The organism is Parolsenella sp. LCP21S3_E11, assembly GCF_052118165.1.
In the GTDB taxonomy this organism is placed as follows: Bacteria; Actinomycetota; Coriobacteriia; order Coriobacteriales; family Atopobiaceae; genus Parolsenella.
In genome coordinates, this window is sequence record NZ_JBQKHS010000011.1 from 12,793 (window position 1) to 32,927 (window position 20,135).

Here is a 20,135-nt window from a genome sequence, read left to right on the forward strand (position 1 = left end):
TGTGGCAGTACGCCGCGTTGCACGTCCGCGCGCGCCGCTTGCCCCTACGCCTGGTGCATGCTCCAGATGCGCCAGACTCCGCGCAACGTGAGGTCCATGTCGACCGAGTCAAAGACGTCCGTCGCGCGCTCGATGACGCGCGAGAGGCCTCCCGTGGCGATGACGGGGCAGTCGAGAACCTCTTTGCGTGCCGCCTGAACCGCATGCGCTCGGTCCTCGTCGCCTCCCGCGAAGGAGGCCAGCGCCTCCCGCTCCGCCTCGTCGGCAAGCTGCTCCTTTATGCGGCGGACGAGGCCCTCCGCCTGGGCGGCGACACCCAACACGAGGCCAGACTGCAGCGCGTGCTCCGTCGTGTCGCCGATGGGCGCGGGCGGAACCTCGATGGGAATGGATGCGAGCTTGGCGGCGCGGTCGAACAGCGCGGTCGCGGAGAGCATGAGGCCCGGCGCGATGCATCCGCCGCGATAGCGACCGCGGAAATCCACTACGTCGATGTTCGTCGCGGTGCCAAAGTCCACGACGATCGCGGGCGAGCCATAGGCGGCGCGCGCCTCGACGGCATTGGCGATGCGGTCCGCACCTACCTGCGTGGGGTAGGGCATGGCGATCTCCATGCAGCAATCTGTGCTGCCATGGACGAGGTAAGGTCTGGTGCCGAAGGCGTCCGTGAGGGCCGCGTCCCACATCTTGGTGAGGATGGGCACGACGCTGGAAACAGCCGCTGCCTCGATACCGCCGAGTTCGTAGTCGCGCAGCGCAAGGAAGCCGCGGAGATGCGCGTGAAGCTCGTCAGAGGTGTCTGCGCGGTCCGTCTTGAGGCGCCAGCGCTGGCAGACGTTGCCATTTTCGAGCAAGCCGATGGTGGTCTGGGTGTTGCCTACGTCAATCGCGAGGAACATGGTTGCCCCTTTGCCGTGGCCGCGTGAAGTGGCGGCATCGTGGAGCTTGGCGTGTTTGGGCGCTCAAACCCCAACAAATTCGTGACATGAAACAAGGCCCATGCTACCATTCAAAGGCTTGAAGCCTTGGTCGGAAACCAAGGCATCTCCGGACCATCCCCGGGGAGTTCCATTGCCTGGTCGGTAACCAGGCGCGAAGCAAGAAGGAGTCCTGCAATGAAGAAGGGTATCCACCCGGATTACGTCGAGTGCACCGTCCGCTGCAGCTGCGGCAACACTTGGACCACCCGCTCCACCGTCTCTTCCCTGACCGTCGACCTCTGCGACAAGTGCCACCCGTTCTACACCGGCCAGCAGAAGCTCGTTGACACCGGTGGACGCGTCCAGCGCTTCGCCGACAAGTTCGGTGGCGCCGCTGCCGCCCAGCTCGAGAAGGCCGCTGCCGCCAAGGCCGCCCGTGAGGCTAAGGCCGCCGAGGCCGAGGCTGCTCGCAAGGCCGCTGCTGAGGCCAAGGCCGCCGAGAAGGCCAAGCGTGCTGCCGAGTACGCCAAGAAGGCCGCTGCCGAGGCCGCCAAGGCTGAGGCCGAGGCTCCCGCCGAGGTCGCCGCTGAGGCCACCGAGACCGAGGCTGCTGCCGAGTAGCATTTCGCTCTCATAGCACGAATAAGCCCCGCATGGCATTGAGCCGTGCGGGGCTTTTTGTGTGCGCGGACGCCTGGGTCCTCGTTCGCATGCGCGCCCTGCGTCCGCGCTCCCGCGGGACGTGGTAGCAAGCGCGCAAAAAGGCAGGGCACCCATGTGGAGCGCCCCGCCTCGTTCGATTCTCTATGCAGGTTTGCCCGGAGCGCCGCCGGCTCGGAACGTCGTTGACCCGGAAGCGCGTCGTCTCTGCGCCAGCCCAGCTCTAGACCAGCTTCAGGTGCGGGCGATCGTCACCCTCGCTGTGGTCGCAGCAACCGTCGCCGTGGCCTCCGCAGCGGCAGTCGCCCTCGCCGTGGCCGTGCTCGCCGCCGCCGCAGTCGCCCTCGCTGTGATCGTGACCGCCGCAGCAGCAGCCCTCACCATGGCTGTGGTCGCCGTCGCCGCAGCAACCGCAGCAGCATCCGTCATCCTCGGGGAAGGTCCAGTTCGCACGCTCGGCAAGCATCTGCTCGACGCGCTTCTCGGCGTCCTCCGCGCTCTCATGCTCGTAGGTGACCTCGGCCTCAGCTGCGAGGATGTTCCTCACCTTCGTGCGAATGGCGACGCGCAAGAGGTCATCGAGTGCGTTGTGGGCGCGTGCGTCCTCGATAATTTGCTTCGCCATGGTAGGCGAAACCTCGAGCACGCCGGGTAGCTCGGACTCGTCGGCGACGATGGCATACTCGTCTGCGAAGGCGTCAAGAGCGGCCTCCTGGGTGGCGAGTTCGATTGCCTGGTTGGCGAGCATGGCCTGGAACTCCTCCGGGCTCATGCCCATGCCGGAGAGGACGGCCTCGAGGGGCAGGCCCTGCTGCTGGGTGTACTGCTGGTAGCCCTGGATGAGGCTGTCCGACGCCGTCTGGACGAGCTGGGCGGGGACGCTCTGCTCGAGGCGCTTGGCGAGCTCAGTGGCGCAGAGCGAGGCCTTGGAGAACTCCGAGTACGCCTGGTTCATGTGCTCCTGCTCGACGCGGATCGCATCGCGCAGGGCGGAAAGGGACTCGATGCCCTCGAAGTGCTCGGCGACCCACTCGTCCGACGGAGCGTCCTCGCCCGCGTGGCCGCGAGAGCGCAGTGCGCCGTTGAGCTCGGCCTCGACCTCGCGCTCGCTGACGTGGGGGACGGTGATGGTGATCTGGACGGGGTCGTACGAGGAGAGCGTGAAGTGATAGTGGCCCTCGATGAATAGGGGCTCGGGCTTGTTGGCCATGGGTCCTCCGGTGCGTGTGTTTGCAGACTGTAGTAGCGTACCCCTAACTAAGGCAGCCAGCCACGCCGAGATGGGCGCGAGGGGAGAACCGTGGCAAAAGACGAGAAAATCGCTGAGGAGGGAGAGCTGTTCCGCACGCACATCGGCGGTTCGGCGCTGACCGAGGGCGTGATGATGCGAGGCAAGCTTTCGTGGGCCGTCGCCGTTCGCGAGCCGAGCGGGCACATCTATGTCGAGGAACACGAGCTGCCGGATCCGGCGGCGAGCCCCGTCTGGCGCCGCTGGCCCCTCGTGCGCGGCTGCGTTTCGTTCGTCGAATCGATGGCGCTCTCGTTCAAGGCGATGAACCTCGCTGCGGACCACGCCTATGACGCGGAGGGCGAGACCTTCGCGTCGCTTCTCGCCGCCGGGCGCGTCCCTGACGCGCCCGATCCCGTTGCCGCCTCGGATGCCGTCGACAGCGAGCCCATCTCCGATCCCGCCTCCGCCGCCGACAGCGAGTCGGCAGGCCTCGCCGCCGAGCCCGACGCCTCCGCCGCCGGCGCGCTTGGCGCTGCCGTTGAGCCCGCCTCCGCCGAGCCCGACGCCATGTCTCCCCTCCTGATGGGCGTCTCCGCCGTGCTGGGCGTCCTTCTCGGCGTGGCGCTCTTTATGGTTGTCCCGGTCTTCGTGGCGAACCTCCTGGTGGGCGACTACGCCCCTGACAACGCCATCCGCTGGAACCTCGTCGAGGCTTGTCTTCGCATCGCGATCTTCGTGGTCTACATCTGGGCCATCGGCCTCATGCCGGACATGCGGCGCGTCTTTGGCTATCACGGCGCGGAGCACCTCTGCATCCACTGCTTCGAGCATGGCCTGCCGCTCACGCCGGAGAATGCCAGGCGCTTCTCGCGCCTGCACGTTAGGTGCGGAACGGCGTTCCTCATCATGACGATGCTCGTGGCGATCTTCGTGAACACGCTCGTGCCTGTGGCGCTATGGGCGGAGGAGTGGGGCCTCGTGGGCGTGGTGCGCACGGCGTTCGTTGCAGCGAGCCGCATCGCGTTGCTGCCCCTCGTTGCGGGCCTTTCCTACGAGGTCACGGTGAAGTGGGCCGGAGCTCACCCTGAGCTGCCAATCGTCCGCGCCGTGCTGTGGCCGGGTCTTCAGATGCAGCGGCTCACCACGCGTGAGCCCGACGACGGCATGCTCGAGTGCGCTATTGCCGCGCTCGAGTGCGTGCGCTCGCGTGAGGAGGCTGCCGGCATAGACGCCGGCGTGCGTCACGCGGGCCAGACGCAGCGCTGAGCCGCGGGTCCTGCTACTCGCCGCGGGTCCTGCCGCTCGCTTTTGTGCGCCGCCGTGCCACGCCCCTGCTGCTCACTGCGGCCTTGCCGTCCATTTTCGCGCGCCGCTGGCTTTGCGCGGCATGCCGTTCGCCTTCGCATGTTGTCGCCAGCCCCGCGGCCTGGCAATCCTAGCGGCGTAGCCATCCCCCCGCTCGGATGTGTACACGAAAATCTGCAAAATCGTGTACACGCTGTACACGAAATTACAGAAAATCGTGTACAAGCTGTACACGAAATCGCATAAAATTGTGTACATGGTGTACGCGAGAAAGATGGAACAGAACAATGACAGACATGGCATCGCTCCCGCTCAGGCGCAAGTTTTCCCAGACGATTGAGAACTGGTTCCATGAGGACATGGAGCATCCTCTTCTTGTGACGGGTGCGAGGCGTACCGGAAAGACCTATCTTCTCGACCGAGCGGGTGCTGAGCTTGCAGGCGACCAGTTTGTTCGCCTCGATTTCCAGACAGACCTTGCGGCGGTCGAGCGTATTTTCGATGGTCCCACGGACGATGTTGACGCCATTGTTCGGCGCCTTGCGGAGTACAAGAGGGTCGATGGCCTTGATCCTTCGCGAGCTCTGCTCTTCTTCGACGAGGTACAGCTTGATGAGCGGGCCCTTAACTCGCTTCGATTCTTCGCGGGCTCGCGCTGGCGGGTTGTTTCGAGCGGCAGCCTCCTTGGCGTGGCGACGCGCCAGCGTAAGCTTCCCTTCCCCTCCGGTGTTCGTCAGGCAACGCTTCTTCCTATGGACTTCGAGGAGTTTCTCTGGGCGTTAAACGAGGACGCCATGGCCCGTGCGATTCGTGAACACTCGGCCTCATTTGAGCCCTATGTCCTGCATGAACGAGCACTCGATCTTTACCGTCGCTACCTCATGGTTGGCGGCATGCCGCTTCCCGTGCGGCAGTACCGCGACACGGGCTCTCTTGACGCCGCAGCGGAGGAGATTGCGGAGATCGAATCTACCTATACGGCTGATATGACCGATGTGGACAACGGCATCAGTGGCATTTCTGCCAAAAGGATCTGGGATAGCTTGCCCAAGCAGCTACTTCGCGCGTCCACCAAGAAGTTTAAGTACTCGGAAGTTGTGCGCGGCGGCAGGCGCGCGCGTCTTCTTGAGCCCCTCGAGTGGCTTGCGGCGGCGGGTGTCGTGTCCATCAATGACCTTACGCGCGACGCGCGAGCGCCGCTTGCGCCTTATAACGATGAAGAGGGCAGTTTCTTCAAGGTTTACGTGGCGGATACAGGCGTTATGTTCAACAAATTCGGGGTTTCTCCCGGCCTCTTTGTCAATCCCGAGCTTCAGGCGTCGCTCTCCTCAGACTTCAGGGGTGCGTTGGCGGAGAACTACGTGATGCAGGCCCTTAAGGCGGCTGGTCTCAAGACCTTCTATTGGATGCCCGAGGATAATGGCCAACGGGGAGAAATCGACTTTGTTTATCAGACGAAGAGGGCCGAGGTCATTCCCGTCGAGGTCAAGTCTGCCCGCAACGTGAGCGCTAAGACCTTCTCGCGCTTTATGAGGGAGAGCCACGCGCCGTTCGGAGTACGTCTTTCTGAGAACGAGTTTGGTCGCATGGAGCTTGAGAGCGGCGCCGAACTCAGAAGCCTGCCGCTTTACGCTGCCTTCTGCATGGATGCGTGGAACTAGGGAGTCTCAGCTCGAGTCGAAAAAGCTGGTGCTGAATTTGACGAATGCGAGTCCGCACCCCTCCGCGTGGCGCCGAGTTGCAGACCCTGCCGCTCGCCTGCGCGCGTCGCCGCCTGCTCGGTTTCGCGTCGTGTCAGCGAAGCCGCTGGCCTAGCGCTTCGAGCTGAACAGGTTCGCGACGACGCCCGCCGCGCTGGTGCCGGCGTCAGCGATGCCCTTCGAGATGGCCTCGCCCACAAGCAGGCCGACGACCTCCGTCACGGCGTCGCGCACGTCTGTGTCGATTGTGGAGTAGGCACGCGCCACGCGCAGGTACGACGCCGGCGCGTCCTCGGAGAGCTCGCCCATCGTCTTGCCGCCCGCCTCGAGCGCGTCGAAGAAGCAGCTCGTGAACCTGCGGCGGAAGTCCATGTCGTGATCCTTGATGGCGTTTGAGAAGATCTCGCCAAAGCGAAGCGCCCGCGCGTCAATCGCGTCGCGACGCTCGAAGCGATTGCCCTTGACCTGCCAATTCATGCCGCTGTGCTGCATGACGCCCGAAGTCGCCGAGGCGACGACCTCGTATGGGTACGGCTGGCTCATGATCTGGCCCACGACGCAGAACTCGGGCACATAGCGGTGCACCTTGGGCGCGATCGCCTCGAGCTTGGCCCCGTTCACGGTGTTCTCGTCAAAGCCGGGGCCGTCGTGCACCCAGACATCAGCGATGCGGCGCTGCGTGCGCCAGCCAGACATCGCCACGGCATAAACGGCCAGGTTGGCGCCCTTGGAGTGGCCGCCTACGCGAAGGGTGCCGCGAGTCGACTTGCGCGTTGCCTCGAGGTATTCGAGCGCGCGCGTCTGGGCGCCTACCACGGTGTAGGTCATGGCGAAGTCCTCGCGCCACCCGGCGAACGTGTCATCCGTGCCGCGGAAGGCGACGTACGTGCTGCCGTCTCCCAGCTTCATGCTAATGGCGGCGAACTGCTCGCCAACCGCGTCATCCAGGTGCTCCGCATAGTGGAAGAGACGCGCGTTGGCGAAGCGCTCGCTTGCCGCCATGGCCTCGAGGACGAGAGGCGTGAGGGGAGAGACGAGGCCGCCGGGGGCGCCGTCATCCTCCACGTGGAGGGCAGCGAAGCGCTTGGCGGCCTGGCGAACGGTGATGCCGTGCCCCTCCTCGTCCACGACGTCAGAAAGGTCAAGATACGAGAGCTGGCACAGAATGAGGCTGTCTACCTCGTTGAACGGATCGATATCAAAGGTGAGGTCTCCTCGCCAGGAGAGATAGTCGAGGATGTTGCCCATGCGTCGCCCTTCGCTCTTGTCTGCCATGCACCCATGATGCCCAGAATCGCGGACATCCTTGCGGAGGATGCCCGGCGTCTGCGCCACGCCTTCATAACTGCCGCGCCGTGTGCCTCGCCGCCCGCGCCCACGTCTGCGCCGCGCCTTCACAACTACCATGCCGCACGCCCGCGCCGCCGTGTGCCCGCGTCTGCGCCGCGCCTTCACAACCTGGGGTTCAGCGGTGCACGCCGCGCCCGTCTCGGGGTATGATACGTGGGCTTATTCGAAAGGGGATCCATGTATCTGAGGCGCGACAAGCTCTAGCTACCTTGCCATGATGCCGCCGGCTCGCCGCCGCGGCTCCTCACCCCTGTCGATTCTGCGACTGCGCGGGCCTCGCCCCGGCCGCCAACCACCCAAGGAGTTCACATGCGTGACAAGCTTGAGAAGCTGATTCTGGCTTATCAGGAGCTCGAGAAGAAGCTCTCCGATCCGTCGGTCGTCTCCGATCAGAAGGAGTACGCGCGCCTCGCCAAGGAGCACGCCAGCCAGGCTGACCTCGTGGCCGCCGCCCGCGAGTACCTCGGCGCCCTCGATGATATCGAGGCTGCCAAGGAGATGCTGCGCGACACCTCCGACGCGGACGAGAAGGAGATGCTCCAGGAGGATATCTCTGCCAACGAGGAGAAGCTTCCCCAGCTCGAGGAAGACATCAAGTTCATGCTCATCCCCGGCGACCCGAACGACGAGAAGGACACCATCGTCGAGATTCGCGCTGGCGTGGGCGGCGACGAGGCGGGCATCTTCGCCGGCGACCTCTTCAAGATGTACGAGCGCTTCATTGCCAGCAAGGGCTGGAAGACCGAGATCCTCTCCAGCAGCCCGTCCGATTCCGGCGGCTTCAAGACCATCGAGTTCAAGGTCACGGGTGACAAGGTCTACTCCGTCATGAAGTACGAGAGTGGCGTCCACCGCGTCCAGCGCATCCCGAAGACCGAGAGCCAGGGTCGCATCCAGACCTCGACGGCCACCGTCGCGGTTCTCCCCGAGGCCGATGAGATCGACATCCAGATCGACCCCACCGAGCTCCGCATCGACACCTATTGCGCCTCCGGCCCTGGTGGTCAGTGCGTCAACACCACCTACTCCGCCGTGCGTATCACGCACCTTCCCACCAACACCGTGGTGCAGTCGCAGGACCAGCGCTCCCAGATCCAGAACCGCGAGGTCTGCATGCAGATGCTGCGCGCCCGTCTGTACGAGCAGGAGCTCGAGAAGCAGCAGGCCGAGCTCGGCGCCGAGCGTCAGAGCCAGATCGGCCACGGCAACCGTTCCGAGAAGATCCGCACCTACAACCAGCCGCAGGATCGCGTGACCGATCACCGCATCGGCTTCAACAGCACCTACAACGCGGTGCTGCTCGGCGACGGCCTCTCCTCCGTGATCGAGGCGCTTGCCGCCGCGGATCGTGCGGAGAAGCTCGCCCAGCAGGTGTAGCGCGGGCCCATTTCGGGCTAGGCTCGCCCCATCCGGGGCCTTGCATTCAAACGAGAAGGCCGGCAGGGGAGTGCCCTTGCCGGCCTTTTGCTTTGCCGTCCCTTACGTTGCGGCGCGTGTGCACGGCCTGCGCCGTTGCCTGCGCGGCGCGCCTGTTCGCGGCGACTACGCCGCGTGTGTGCCGTGCGATGCCTCGTCTGCGGTCCCTCCTCCGCGGCGCTGTCTCGTCACGACGCTCGGCGTCCTATGCGTGCTTGCGATGGTCCTGGTAGTTAGCGAGATACGCCGCGAACTCCGGCGAGGTGTCGGAGTTGCCCGTGCGCCAGGCCTTGTGGTCGATGATGGCGCTGGGCTCGCTCTGGCCCTCCTCTGCGAAATAGGCGTCGATGTAGGCGATGAGACCGTCGAGTGCGTCGAGCTGCTCGGCGGGGTAGTCGCCCTCGCCGCCCACGTGTACCATCTCGATGCCCACGGAGTACGAGTTCATGCCGTAATCCGGGCAGGCCGATCCAATCGAGGTGGTCCCGCGCTTATCGTCGCGACTCTCGTCCTCCACGCCGTAGAGCTCGTTGTGGCCGGCGTCGCCAAACCCGGCGTGGTGCGCGATGCGGTCGATTCCCACGCACTGGGCGATGTGGCCGTCCTTGCCCACCACATACTGGGCGGCGACGAGATTGCCGTTGCCTGCCCAGTAGCTGATGATGTCCTCGGGTGCACCGTCGCCCTCGGTGTCGTGGAGCACGATGTACTTCTGGTACTCGACGGGCTTGGGGCCGTGGTCGAGTTCCTCGTGCATGATCTGGCTGATGTCGAGGAGGGCGAGGAGCTCCGATGCCGTTGCCCCCGGGCTTTTGGCCTGGGACTTCTCGAACGCCTCGCTCTCCGTCGTGGTGGGAAAGCACGGAGATGCCAGGGGCTCGACCTCGCGGGGGCGACTGGTTCTAAGCGCCACGAGGCCGCCGGCGCATGCGACTGCCACTCCTGCGACTGCGACGATCGCCGTGCGCCTGTTGACGGCGGGCGTGCTGCCCGGCGTGTCCTCTCTCATGTGACGTGGACTCATGGTTGGCTTACAGGTTGCTGGAGCCGCGGGCCTGCTCGATGGCCTTGATGGCATCAGCGTTCTGCTGCTCGGTCGCGCTTAGGGTCACGGTTGAGTCGAACGTGTCGGGATCAATGGGGTTTCTCGTGTACCAGGGCTTGCTGTTGAAGTAGCTCTGGAGCTCCGGGTTGCGGAAACCGCGGCCGTGGCGCGCGAAGATTTCGTTGCGTGCATACCAGAGCTCGTCCGTGCTGAGCTGCTCGAGCTCTGCCGTCGAGTAGACGCGCGTCTGGACGTCCGGGAGGATATAGTCGCCGCTCGCGGGCGTTACGGATTGCGTGGTCGCGGCGTCGGTGGCGGCTGGCTGGGTTGCCGGGGTCGTCTCGGCGGGCTTGGTCTCGGCAGGCTGGCTCCCTGCGGCGACGCTTGTCGCCGGGGCCTCGTGCTTGGGGGCGATGACGCCCAGCGGGTCGAGGACGATGAAGACCGCTGCCGCCGCGGCGACGAGGACGATGGCGGCGATGATGGCGGCGAGCGTTCCGCGGCTCATCCCCTTCTGCGGTGTCTGGCCGACGGAGTTCTGGCCGTAGTCATATGCGGGCTGCTGAGGAACGCTTTGGTAGACGGGCTGCGCGGGAGCCTGATACGTCTGCTGTGCACCGGCCCCGTACGCCTGCTGCGCGGGAGCCTGATACGTCTGCTGCACGCCGGTATCGTATGCATGCTGCGTGCCGCCCTGGTTGAAGTGCGGGTAGGCCACCGTGGGCTGCGACGCCATCTGCGCGGGCCCCTCGGCACCGCACTCGGGGAAGAGGGGCTCCGTGATGGGCTCTGGGCTGACCGGCGTGGTGAGATCCTGGTCGAGATAGGTCGTAGGTTGTGCGCTCATCGGCGTGGGCTGCGCGCCTGCGGGCGCGACGACGGTCTGCGAGGGGCCCGCTTCCTGCCGGGGAACCGGGGTGACAACGGGCTGTCCACAGCTGGTGCAGAAACGGGAACCTTCGGGCAGCGTGGCTCCGCAGTGGGTGCAAAACATGGGCTCTCCTCGCATCGTGGTCTAGCTATGTGCAGTCTAGCGCTCGAGACAGGGTGCGTCCGCTTTCAGCTCATTGGCAAATGGAGTGCGTTGCTTGTCAGATTTCGAGGCCATGCCCTCCTTGCGGTTAGTATTGATGCGACAAACTCCGCGCGGTGCGGCAACATGCCGGCCGAGCGTCACGAATCGGGAGGACCCATGCCCCAGGAGAACGTCTGGACCATCAAGCGCTGCCTCGAGTGGACCCGTGATTACCTTGCGTCCAAGGGGGATGACCACTCTCGCCTCTCCGCGGAGTGGTTGCTTAGTGCCGCGACGGGCAAGGACCGCACGGGCCTTTACATGTCCTATGACGAGCCACTCGATCCCGCCGAGCTTAATCTCATGCATGGGTTCGTCGCCCGCCGCGCCAAGGGGGAGCCGCTCCAGTACATCTCTGGTAAGACGAGCTTCCGCTTCATCGAGGTCGCCTGCGCGCCCGGTGTCCTCATCCCCCGCCCGGAGACCGAGCTTCTGGTCGACGCCGCCCTCGAGGGCATTGACGCCGCGGCAGCGGCACCCGAGCTCCGCGTGCTCGAGGTTGGCTGCGGAACGGGGTGCGTGAGCTGTGCCATCGCAAGTGAACGCCCGGGTACTCGCGTCACCGCGACGGATATTTCGCCCGTCGCCGCCGGCCTTGCGCGCAAGAACCGCGACGCCCTTGGCCTCACAGATGCGGTTGACATCGTGGAGTGCGACCTCGCCTCCGGCGTGTCCGAGGGACTCATGGGCACGTTCGCCGTCCTCGTTTCGAATCCTCCCTACATTCCGGACGAGGTGATGCGCCAACTTCCTTCTGAGGTTGCGGATTTCGAGCCCGAGCTCGCGCTTGCCGGCGGCGTGGACGGCCTCGATATTTACCGCCGCTTGCTTGACCTCGCGCCTCGCGCCCTCATGCCGGGCGGCATGTTCGCCGTCGAGCTTCACGAGGAGTGCCTCGGCGCGGCGGCGGATCTCGCGCGCGCCCAGGGCGGCTGGAAGAGCGTCGAGGTTCGCCATGACCTTACGGGCCGCCCCCGTTTCCTCGTCGCCGTTCGCGAGGGGGAGCTTCCCATGGCTGAGCCTGAGCACCTTCCGGAGGGCCGCATCGAACCGTGCGATCAGGGCGAGCCTTCGCCCGAGGTAATTGAGGATGCTGCCTCCGTACTTCGCGCCGGCGGGGTCGTCGTCATGCCGACGGACTCCGTCTATGGCATCGGTGCCGCCGCGATACCCGGCAACCCCGGCCATCGCCGCATCTTCGACATCAAGCGCCGCGATCTTGCGCAGACGCTCCCGCTGCTCGTGGCAGACCCAGAGGAGCTCGATCGCCTCGCGGTGGATGTTCCGTCGTGGGCGCGTCATCTGGCGGAGCGTCTCTGGCCCGGTGCCCTTACGCTCGTGGTTCGCGCGAGCGGGGCGGTGCCGCCCGAGTTTTGCCGTGAGGACGGCACGGTGGCCCTGCGCGTGCCCGACTCGCCCCTCGTTCGCGCGCTTGCTCGCGAGGTGGGCCCGCTTGCCGTTACGAGCGCTAACACGCATGGCATGCCGGCGCCGGCGGCTTCGGATGATATCGAGAGGCGTATCGCTGAGGCGGCGGACCTCACGCTTGCGGCCGGTCCCACGCCCGCGGGCGAGGCATCGACCATCGTCGACGTGACCTCCGCCGAACCCCGCATCGTGCGCCAGGGTGCCATCCCGGCGGATGTCATCGAGGCCCTCGCCCAGGCGTAGCGCCCGCCCGTCCATCGCTCCCGTCGAGCTCGCCGGAATTACCGCTCACCAAAAAGTGAAGGCCTTCCGTGCAAGTCGGCAGCCCTCCCGCCGACGCGTCCGGGTGCGCGCGGGAACATTCCCATACGCTGTGGAAGGTGACAATAAGCGGCCAGAGGCGGTTAGGAGACGGACATGGCAACCATCATGGACAGCGTTATGAGCTCGGCCGTGAGCCCCGCGGGGCTGGGCGGAACGCCGGCTTCCGATGGCTGCATCATGGCGCTCGACGCCGGCACGACGAGCGTTCGCGCGATCCTCTTTGACGAGTTTGGCCGCCGCATAGCTGTGGCGCAGCGGCCGCTCACCATGAAGTACCCACATCCTGGCTGGGTCGAGCAGGATCCGGTCGAGATTCTCTCCGCGCAGGTCGCCTGTATGATCGAGGTGCAGTTCAAGAGTGGAATCCACTCGAACCGCATCAACGCGGTCGGCATCACAAACCAGCGCGAGACCGTTATCGTGTGGGATCGCCAGACCGGCCAGCCCATCTATGACGCCGTCGTGTGGCAGTGCCGCCGCACCGCACCGCTCGTTGAGAGGGTCGTCGCGGAGGGCCACGGCGAGCTCATCCGTGAACGCACCGGCCTCGTGCCGGACGCGTACTTCTCCGCGACCAAAATTGCCTGGATCCTCGACAACGTTGACGGCGCCCGCGAGATGGCGGAGGCGGGCCAGCTCATGTGCGGCACGGTCGACACGTGGCTCATCTACAACCTCACCCGCGGCAAGGTCCACGCGACGGACTTCACGAACGCAAGCCGCACGATGCTCTTCGACATCCACAAGCTCGACTGGGATGACGAACTCTGCGAGATCTTCGGCGTGCCGCGCTCCATGCTGCCGGAGGCGCGCCCCTCGTCCGGCGACTTCGGCGAGGTCAGCGCGGACATCATGACGCATCATCCGCGCATCCTCGGTGTCGCGGGGGACCAGCAGGCGTCGCTTTTTGGCCACTGCTGTTTTAAGCCTGGCAGCGTCAAGAACACGTACGGCACGGGCTGCTTCATGCTCATGAATCTCGGTGGCGATGCCGTGACCTCCAAGAACGGCCTTGTCACGACCATCGGCATCGCCGAGGGAGGAGCCATCGACTATGCGCTCGAGGGCTCGGTGTTTCAAGCTGGCTCCGTCATCCAATGGCTGCGCGACGGCCTGGGCCTCATCGATAGCGCGGAGGAGACGGCCACGCTCGCGCGCTCCGTGCCGGACACGAACGGCTGCTACGTCGTGCCGGCGTTTACGGGCCTTGGCGCGCCCTGGTGGAGGTCCGACGCTCGCGGCGTCATAGCGGGCATCACGCGTGGTACGGACAAGGCGCGCCTCGTGCGCGCGGCGTGCGAGTCCATGGCCTATCAGACCTACGACATTCTCAAGGCCATGGAGGCGGATTCCGGCCATGCCCTGACCTCGCTTGAGGTCGACGGGGGAGCGGCCAACAATCCCTTCATCATGCAGTTCCAGGCAGATCTTCTCGGCATTGACGTGGTGCGTGGCCAGACGTCCGAGAGCACCGCCCTCGGCGCCGCGTTCCTCGCAGGCCTTGCGTCGGGCTTCTGGGCCGACAGGGACGAGCTCACAGGCCTTTTCGAGGACGAGACGCGCTTCACGCCGGAGATGGCGGAGGAGCGCCGCGAGGAGCTTCTCGCCGGTTGGCACGAGGCCGTTCGCCGAACCCTGGCGTAGTCGTTATGGCTGGCGCGCGCGAGGCCGGGTTGCGCCGTGCTGTGCGGGCGTGCTGGGCCTGCCAGGTATCCGTTCGTCCGTCGTCGCGTCCGCCTCATCGCGCCCTGTTAATCCGCGCCGCCTGCCCTCAATTCCTCGCAGCGTGGTACGCTTCTTCGAGTATGAGCGCGCGCACCGCGCGAGGAGCGCGTCGGTAGCGGCGCGCCGATGACAAAAGGAGATTCACATGCGCATCGTCGTTGCATCCGATCACGCCGGCTTCTGCCAGAAGGACGTCATCTGCGATTTCGTCCGCGGCCTTGGCCACGAGGTCGAGGACCTTGGCCCCGAGACCGCCGACCGCGTCGACTACCCCGACTTTGCCGATAAGGTTGCCCGCCGCGTTTCCGAGGGCACCGCTGACCGCGGCATCCTCATCTGCGGTACCGGCATCGGCATGGCCATGACCGCCGACAAGGTTCCTGGCGTCCGCGCTACCGTCGTCCAGACCAACAAGTTCGCCGAGCTCTGCCGCGAGCACAACGACTGCAACGTCCTGTGCCTCTCCGGCCGCTTCACCGCTCCGATGGACAACTGCCAGTTCGTCGAGACCTTCCTGACCACCGAGTTCGGTGGTGGCCGCCACGAGGGCCGCGTCGCCAAGATCATGGCCGAGGACGAGCGCTAATGGCGCAGCTCGACGCGATCGGGCTCACGCCAGAGCAGCGCGCCCGCGTGACCGTCGTCGATCACCCGATGGTCCAGCACAAGGTCGCCATCCTGCGTGACGAGTCCACGGGCACCAAGCAGTTCCGCGACCTCGTCCGCGAGCTCGCGATGTTCGAGGGCTATGAGGCCACGCGCGACTTCCCGCTCGAGCCGGTGGAGGTCACCACGCCGCTCGAGACTTGCACCTGCCACAAGATCGCCGGCAAGAAGGTCGCCGTCGTGCCCATCCTCCGCGCCGGCCTCGGCATGGTCGACGGCATTCTCGACCTCGTTCCCGCCGCTCGCGTGGGCCACATCGGCATGTACCGCGACCCAGAGACCCACGAACCGCACGAGTACTACTGTAAGCTGCCCGAGGACGTCGACAAGCGCACGTGCCTCGTCGTGGACCCGATGCTCGCGACCGGTGGCTCCGCCATCGCCGCAATCGACTACCTGAGGCGCTCGGGCGTCTCAGACGTCCGCCTGCTCGTGCTCGTGGCGGCTCCGGAGGGCGTTCGTGCGGTGCTCGAGGCGGATCCTGGCGTTCGCCTCTATGCGTGCGCGCTTGATCGCGAGCTGAACGACCACGCGTATATCCTGCCGGGCCTCGGCGATGCGGGTGACCGCATCTTCGGCACGCTGTAGACATGACGCCGAGTGCCTTCATAGGCGGTGTCGCCATGGGACTGCTGGGCGTGATTCCCATCGTCATTCCACTGGCGCGCATGGTCAGGCGGGGAACGGGACCGTCGAACAGAAACATCGGTGCCCAATGCGTGATTGGCGTGATGGCGTCTTTTGCGATTCTCACGCTTGGGATAGGCGCGGCGAGCCGTCTCTGGCCCGACTCCCTGGTGGGCTGCTCGTCTATTGCCGTTGCGGAGTTGCTCGTCATTTCGACGGTGTCCGTGCTTAAGACGAGGCGTTTCTTGCCTTAGGTTCCTGGACGTGGGTAATTCCCCATGGGTTCTTGGGGCGCGGTTGGTTCCCCTTAGGCTCTCCAGAGACGCGGGTAAAACGTTTTTGTCAAATACGGCCCCCTCGAGCATCTGGCTCGAGGGGGCCGTTCCTATAGCAGAATTCAAATGATCATGTAGGCGAGAACATCTGCTTAAATTGGTCCGAAAATAGCGTGGATGTACTTTACAAATTATCGGATATCCCCTGATAAAAGAGGTGTAAAAAAGTTGCACCACTCTAATCTGAAAGTGCTACCATGCCGATTCGGAAAAAAGAAAAAGGCCGGACGGCCCATTCTTTCGGCAAGCGGCAATCTGCAACATTGAGGAGAAATGTCGTGACAAGTCGTGTTATAAAGCCACTAGGGGGCATAATCACTAAAACCTGTGCGGAGCAAACCTCCGGGCGGAATCGTGGTCTTTGGCTACGATTCCTCCGGGGCTAGCGAAAGGATGATGCATGTCTCCACTTGATGCGCTTCCTGAGGAGATCGACGAGCTCCTCGATGGATTTATGTCGCATTCCGTTTTCGGCAACATGACAGTGGGCCTGACGACCTATACCTTCTGGCTGTTCGTCGCCCTAACGTTGCTGCTCGTTGTCCTCTTTGTCTTCAAGAAGAAGCAGTCCGAGAGCCTCGTGCCGCAGGGCACCTTCGTGAACGGCGTCGAGTTCGTAGTTCAGTACATTCGCGATGACGTCGTAAAGGGCATTTGCGGTGAAACGTGGAGGAAGCACTTCCCGTTCCTCTGCACCATGTTCTTCTTCATTCTTGCCAACTCGATCGTCGGCATGATTCCTGGCTGCCACCCCGGCACGGGCACCATCGGCGTAACGGCTGCCATCGCGGTTTGCTCGTTCGTTTACTTCGTTGTCCTTGGCTGCAAGCGTATGGGCGTCCTTGGCTACATCAAGAGCCTCTCGCCCAAGGGCGTTCCGTGCCCGATCAACCTTCTTGTTGCCTGCATCGAGTGCTTCTCGAACTTCCTGCGCCCAATCACGCTTGCCATTCGTCTGTTCTGCAACATGTTTGCGGGCCACATCGTCATGGGCGTGTTCGCCATTCTCGCATCTCTGTTCGTTGAGCCGCTTCTGAACGGCTTCTCGGTCGTTGCCCTTGGCAATGCCGGCGCGTCGATCTTCTGGGTTCTGCTCCTTATTGGCATCTATGTCGTGGAGATTCTGGTCGGTGTCATTCAGGCCTATGTCTTCACCCTTCTTTCCGCCGTTTACATTCAGCAGGTCGAGCAGGAGCACTAATAGCTTGCCTGCCATGTACTAATGGCGCTGCCGGCTGTGCCGGCAAATCCTAACCAACGCCGGCATGACCGGCACCCCAATCAAAGCCGATTCATCGGTAAATCTGGTACCTGGCAGGTAAAAACCTGCTTCGTATGAATTAGCTCACGAGATCGTCCGCAAAGGAGCGGGCGACAAACAAAGGAGGAATCGTGGGAACCATCGGTTACGGTCTCTGTGTTATTGGCGCCGCTTTTGGCATCGGCCTTACGGCTTTCGGAGCTACCCGCGCTATTGCTCGCCAGCCTGAAGCTGAGGGTCGTCTCTTCACGATCTTCATTCTGGGTTCCGCGTTCATCGAGGCCCTCGCCCTTATCGGCTTCGTCGTTACGCTGATTTCCTAATCAGCCGACGCCGAGTACGCTAAGTGGAGGCAAGAGTATGAACAGCAACACGAAGAGGCGCGGGCTCGTCGGCGTAATCACCGCTCTCGCCGTTCTTATCCCGACGCCCGCTTTCGCGGAGGCGCCGAGCGGTCCGGAGATTCTGCTTCCCAAGATGGCGGAGTTCATTCCTGCCCTTATCGCTTTCCTCATTATCTGGGTCGTCGCGGCCAAGTTCGTCTGGCCGTCCGTCCTGGGCATGATGGATCAGCGTCAGCAGAAGATCCAGGGCGACCTTGATGCCGCCGCGGCCGAGAAGGCCAGTGCTGTCAAGGAGCACCAGGAGTATCAGGCTCAGATCGCCAACGCCCAGGACGAGGTCGATGAGATCATCGCCGAGGCCAAGGCCCAGGCCGAGGCTGAGCGTGCCCGCATCCTCGCCAAGGCTCAGGAAGAGGCCGCGGCTACGGTTGCCAAGGCTCGCGACGCCGTTAGCTCTGAGCGCCGCAAGGCTCTGGCTGAGCTCTCTGATTCCGTCATCGATCTCTCTGTTGAGATTGCCGGAAAGATCATCGGCAACAGCCTCAGCGACAGCGATCAGCGCAAGCTGGCCGAGAAGTATCTCGTGGAAGTGGGCGGCGGACATGACAGCGACGCCTAACGATAACGCGAGGTCCGAGAAGTCTGAGAAGTACGCTCGCGCCCTCGTCGAAGCCGCACGTCAGGAGGGAAGGGCCAACAAGGACCTCGTCCAGTGGAAGCACGCGATGAAGTTCTCCTTCGAGGTTCTCGAGACCCTCTCTGCGATGCGCAACGAGGACGACCTCGATCTTGTCAGCGACGTCGAGCGTGCCTATAACGAGCTTCTCGAGTCCGAGGATGAGACCGTCTCCGTCACGGTGACGACCGCCGTCCCCATGGACGATGATCTTCGCGCCAAGGTTCGTGCGAAGGCCGAGAAGGAGCTCGATGCTCCGATTTACCTGGTCGAGCGCGTTGAGCCGTCCATCATTGGCGGCATCATTCTTGAGGCTCACGGCAAGCGCTTTGATGCTTCTGTCAAGGCCCAGCTTGCCAACATTCGCAAGACGCTTACCTCGACCTCTATTGGAAGTGATGATTAATGGCAGACCAGATCAGCTCCGAGGTGATTCTGCGCACACTGCGCGAAAACCTTGCGCAGATCAACGCCTCGGTTGACGAGCAGGAGGCGTCTGTCGTTACCGAGGTGGGCGACGGTATCGCTCACGTCGCGGGCCTCAAGTCCGCGATGGCTGGCGAGCTTCTCCAGTTCACGAGCTCCGTCTCTGGCAAGTCCGTCTACGGTCTTGCTCAGAACCTCGACAAGGAAGAGGTCGGCGCCGTTCTCTTTGGTGATGTCGACGCCATCAAGGAGGGCGACGAGGTCCGCACCACGGGCCGTGTCATGGATATCCCCGTTGGTCACGCAATGCTCGGTCGAGTCGTTAACCCGCTTGGCCAGCCCATTGACGGCAAAGGTCCCATCAGCACGACGCACCGTCGTCCGATCGAGTTAAAGGCTCCTGGCATCATGGAGCGCCAGCCGGTGTGCGAGCCGGTTCAGACCGGCCTCCTCGCTGTCGACGCCATGGTTCCTATCGGCCGTGGCCAGCGAGAGCTCATCATCGGCGACCGTAAGACGGGTAAGACCGCCATCGCGATCGACGCCATCATCAACCAGGCTGACACTGACATGATCTGCGTCTATGTCGCCATTGGTCAGAAGGCGTCCACCGTTGCCGCCATCAAGGGCACGCTTGAAGCTCACGGCGTTCTCAACAAGACGATCATCGTTGCTGCTACCGCTGCGGATTCCGCCCCGATGCAGTACATCGCGCCCATGGCCGGTGCCGCTATCGGTGAGTACTTCATGTACAACGACGCCAATGGTAACCCCGCTGACGCCGAGCACCCCGGTGGCCACGCCCTCGTCATCTACGATGACCTCTCCAAGCAGGCCGTCGCTTATCGTCAGATGTCGCTTACGCTGCACCGTCCGCCCGGACGCGAGGCCTACCCGGGTGACATCTTCTACCTGCACTCTCGTCTTCTCGAGCGCGCCTGTAAGCTGTCTGACGCCAACGGCGCCGGTTCGCTCACGGCTCTCCCGATCATCGAGACGCAGGAGGGCGACGTTTCCGCCTACATCCCGACGAACGTGATTTCGATTACCGACGGTCAGATTTACCTGCAGTCCAACCTGTTCTTCCAGGGTCAGCGCCCGGCTGTTGACGTGGGCATTTCCGTGTCCCGAGTTGGCGGCGCCGCGCAGATTAAGGCCATGAAGCAGGTCGCCGGCACCCTCCGTCTGGACCTTGCCAGCTACGCTGAGAAGCAGGCGTTCGCCCAGTTTGGCTCTGACCTCGACGCCTCGACGCGCTATCAGCTTTCGCACGGTGCACGCATGACCGAGCTCCTCAAGCAGAAGCGCTACTCCGCTCTCGATGTCGCTGACCAGATCATCGTTCTATTCGCTGGCAAGGAAGGCTTCCTGGACGATCTTGACATCGACCAGATTTGCCCCTTCCGTGATGGTCTCGCTGCCTATATGCGGGAGCGCCACCAGGCTGTCCGAAGCGAGGTTCGCACGAGCAAGATCTCGGACAATACGTCCGAGCGTCTCAAGGAGCACATCGCCAGCTTCAAGAAGAAGTTCCTGCTCCAGCACCCCACCAAGGAGATGCTTGCGGCTAGGGAGCTCGAGGCGCAGTCCGCTGACACCAACCAGAAGAAGGCGTAGGGCA

The 20,135-nt window shown here is 64.0% G+C and carries 19 protein-coding genes; 14 read left to right on the forward strand and 5 right to left on the reverse strand.

The window, feature by feature from the left end; all coding sequences use genetic code 11:
- Positions 1 to 44: 44 nt before the first annotated feature.
- Positions 45 to 899: a type III pantothenate kinase gene (locus ACTQ1Z_RS07950; RefSeq protein ID WP_441860094.1), complete on the reverse strand. Its 855-nt coding sequence runs from the start codon at positions 897 to 899 to the stop codon at positions 45 to 47.
- Positions 900 to 1,115: 216 nt separating this feature from the next.
- Between ACTQ1Z_RS07950 and rpmE the strand changes: the two genes are divergently transcribed.
- Positions 1,116 to 1,541, forward strand: coding sequence for a 50S ribosomal protein L31 (rpmE, locus tag ACTQ1Z_RS07955; RefSeq protein WP_293815707.1), 426 nt, complete (start codon positions 1,116 to 1,118; stop codon positions 1,539 to 1,541).
- Positions 1,542 to 1,803: 262 nt separating this feature from the next.
- Here rpmE and ACTQ1Z_RS07960 read toward each other — a convergent pair whose 3' ends face one another.
- Complete coding sequence (locus ACTQ1Z_RS07960) at positions 1,804 to 2,790, reverse strand: hypothetical protein (protein ID WP_441860096.1); 987 nt, start codon at positions 2,788 to 2,790, stop codon at positions 1,804 to 1,806.
- 90 nt (positions 2,791 to 2,880) lie between these two features.
- On the opposite strand from ACTQ1Z_RS07960, the gene ACTQ1Z_RS07965 reads away from it, so the two are divergent.
- Positions 2,881 to 4,077, forward strand: coding sequence for a DUF1385 domain-containing protein (locus ACTQ1Z_RS07965; protein WP_441860098.1), 1,197 nt, complete (start codon positions 2,881 to 2,883; stop codon positions 4,075 to 4,077).
- A 326-nt stretch (positions 4,078 to 4,403) separates the two neighbouring features.
- Positions 4,404 to 5,777: an ATP-binding protein gene (locus tag ACTQ1Z_RS07970; RefSeq protein WP_441860100.1), complete on the forward strand. Its 1,374-nt coding sequence runs from the start codon at positions 4,404 to 4,406 to the stop codon at positions 5,775 to 5,777.
- 150 nt (positions 5,778 to 5,927) lie between these two features.
- On the opposite strand, the gene ACTQ1Z_RS07975 is transcribed toward ACTQ1Z_RS07970, so the two are convergent.
- Complete coding sequence (locus ACTQ1Z_RS07975; protein WP_441860102.1) at positions 5,928 to 7,064, reverse strand: Mbeg1-like protein; 1,137 nt, start codon at positions 7,062 to 7,064, stop codon at positions 5,928 to 5,930.
- A gap of 411 nt (positions 7,065 to 7,475) precedes the next feature.
- Here ACTQ1Z_RS07975 and prfA point away from each other — a divergent pair, with 411 nt between their 5' ends.
- On the forward strand, positions 7,476 to 8,543 hold the full coding sequence (gene prfA, locus ACTQ1Z_RS07980; protein ID WP_293815699.1) for a peptide chain release factor 1: 1,068 nt from the start codon (positions 7,476 to 7,478) through the stop codon (positions 8,541 to 8,543).
- A 244-nt stretch (positions 8,544 to 8,787) separates the two neighbouring features.
- Here prfA and ACTQ1Z_RS07985 read toward each other — a convergent pair whose 3' ends face one another.
- Together ACTQ1Z_RS07985 and ACTQ1Z_RS07990 are read right to left on the reverse strand one after the other, a co-directional pair.
- Positions 8,788 to 9,591, reverse strand: coding sequence for an N-acetylmuramoyl-L-alanine amidase (locus tag ACTQ1Z_RS07985; RefSeq protein ID WP_441860104.1), 804 nt, complete (start codon positions 9,589 to 9,591; stop codon positions 8,788 to 8,790).
- Positions 9,592 to 9,613: 22 nt separating this feature from the next.
- Positions 9,614 to 10,621, reverse strand: coding sequence for a YARHG domain-containing protein (locus ACTQ1Z_RS07990; protein ID WP_441860106.1), 1,008 nt, complete (start codon positions 10,619 to 10,621; stop codon positions 9,614 to 9,616).
- A gap of 198 nt (positions 10,622 to 10,819) precedes the next feature.
- Between ACTQ1Z_RS07990 and prmC the strand changes: the two genes are divergently transcribed.
- The 10 genes from prmC (at position 10,820) to atpA (ending at position 20,131) form a co-directional block, all read left to right on the forward strand.
- Positions 10,820 to 12,373 (forward strand): peptide chain release factor N(5)-glutamine methyltransferase, encoded by a 1,554-nt coding sequence (gene prmC, locus ACTQ1Z_RS07995; protein WP_441860108.1) that lies wholly within the window; start codon positions 10,820 to 10,822, stop codon positions 12,371 to 12,373.
- Between the two features lie 198 nt (positions 12,374 to 12,571).
- Positions 12,572 to 14,098, forward strand: a complete 1,527-nt coding sequence (gene glpK / locus ACTQ1Z_RS08000; protein ID WP_441860123.1) for a glycerol kinase GlpK — start codon at positions 12,572 to 12,574, stop codon at positions 14,096 to 14,098.
- 226 nt (positions 14,099 to 14,324) lie between these two features.
- Complete coding sequence (gene rpiB, locus ACTQ1Z_RS08005) at positions 14,325 to 14,765, forward strand: ribose 5-phosphate isomerase B (RefSeq protein WP_293815692.1); 441 nt, start codon at positions 14,325 to 14,327, stop codon at positions 14,763 to 14,765.
- Positions 14,765 to 15,433, forward strand: a complete 669-nt coding sequence (upp, locus tag ACTQ1Z_RS08010; RefSeq protein WP_441860110.1) for a uracil phosphoribosyltransferase — start codon at positions 14,765 to 14,767, stop codon at positions 15,431 to 15,433. Before rpiB ends, upp begins: the two co-directional genes overlap by 1 nt.
- Positions 15,434 to 15,468: 35 nt before the next feature.
- Positions 15,469 to 15,726 carry a hypothetical protein gene (locus ACTQ1Z_RS08015; RefSeq protein WP_320680199.1) on the forward strand — a complete coding sequence of 86 codons (258 nt, stop codon included), beginning with the start codon at positions 15,469 to 15,471 and terminating at the stop codon, positions 15,724 to 15,726.
- A gap of 481 nt (positions 15,727 to 16,207) precedes the next feature.
- The gene (gene atpB / locus ACTQ1Z_RS08020; RefSeq protein WP_320680198.1) at positions 16,208 to 17,008 is read left to right on the forward strand and encodes a F0F1 ATP synthase subunit A; all 801 of its coding nucleotides are present in this window, start codon (positions 16,208 to 16,210) and stop codon (positions 17,006 to 17,008) included.
- A gap of 191 nt (positions 17,009 to 17,199) precedes the next feature.
- On the forward strand, positions 17,200 to 17,391 hold the full coding sequence (locus ACTQ1Z_RS08025; RefSeq protein ID WP_320680197.1) for an ATP synthase F0 subunit C: 192 nt from the start codon (positions 17,200 to 17,202) through the stop codon (positions 17,389 to 17,391).
- A gap of 37 nt (positions 17,392 to 17,428) precedes the next feature.
- Complete coding sequence (gene atpF / locus ACTQ1Z_RS08030) at positions 17,429 to 18,031, forward strand: F0F1 ATP synthase subunit B (RefSeq protein ID WP_320680196.1); 603 nt, start codon at positions 17,429 to 17,431, stop codon at positions 18,029 to 18,031.
- Positions 18,015 to 18,494, forward strand: coding sequence for a F0F1 ATP synthase subunit delta (locus ACTQ1Z_RS08035; protein WP_441860113.1), 480 nt, complete (start codon positions 18,015 to 18,017; stop codon positions 18,492 to 18,494). Before atpF ends, ACTQ1Z_RS08035 begins: the two co-directional genes overlap by 17 nt.
- Positions 18,494 to 20,131 (forward strand): F0F1 ATP synthase subunit alpha, encoded by a 1,638-nt coding sequence (gene atpA, locus ACTQ1Z_RS08040; RefSeq protein ID WP_441860115.1) that lies wholly within the window; start codon positions 18,494 to 18,496, stop codon positions 20,129 to 20,131. The genes ACTQ1Z_RS08035 and atpA overlap by 1 nt, the downstream gene beginning before the upstream one ends.
- Positions 20,132 to 20,135: the final 4 nt, after the last annotated feature.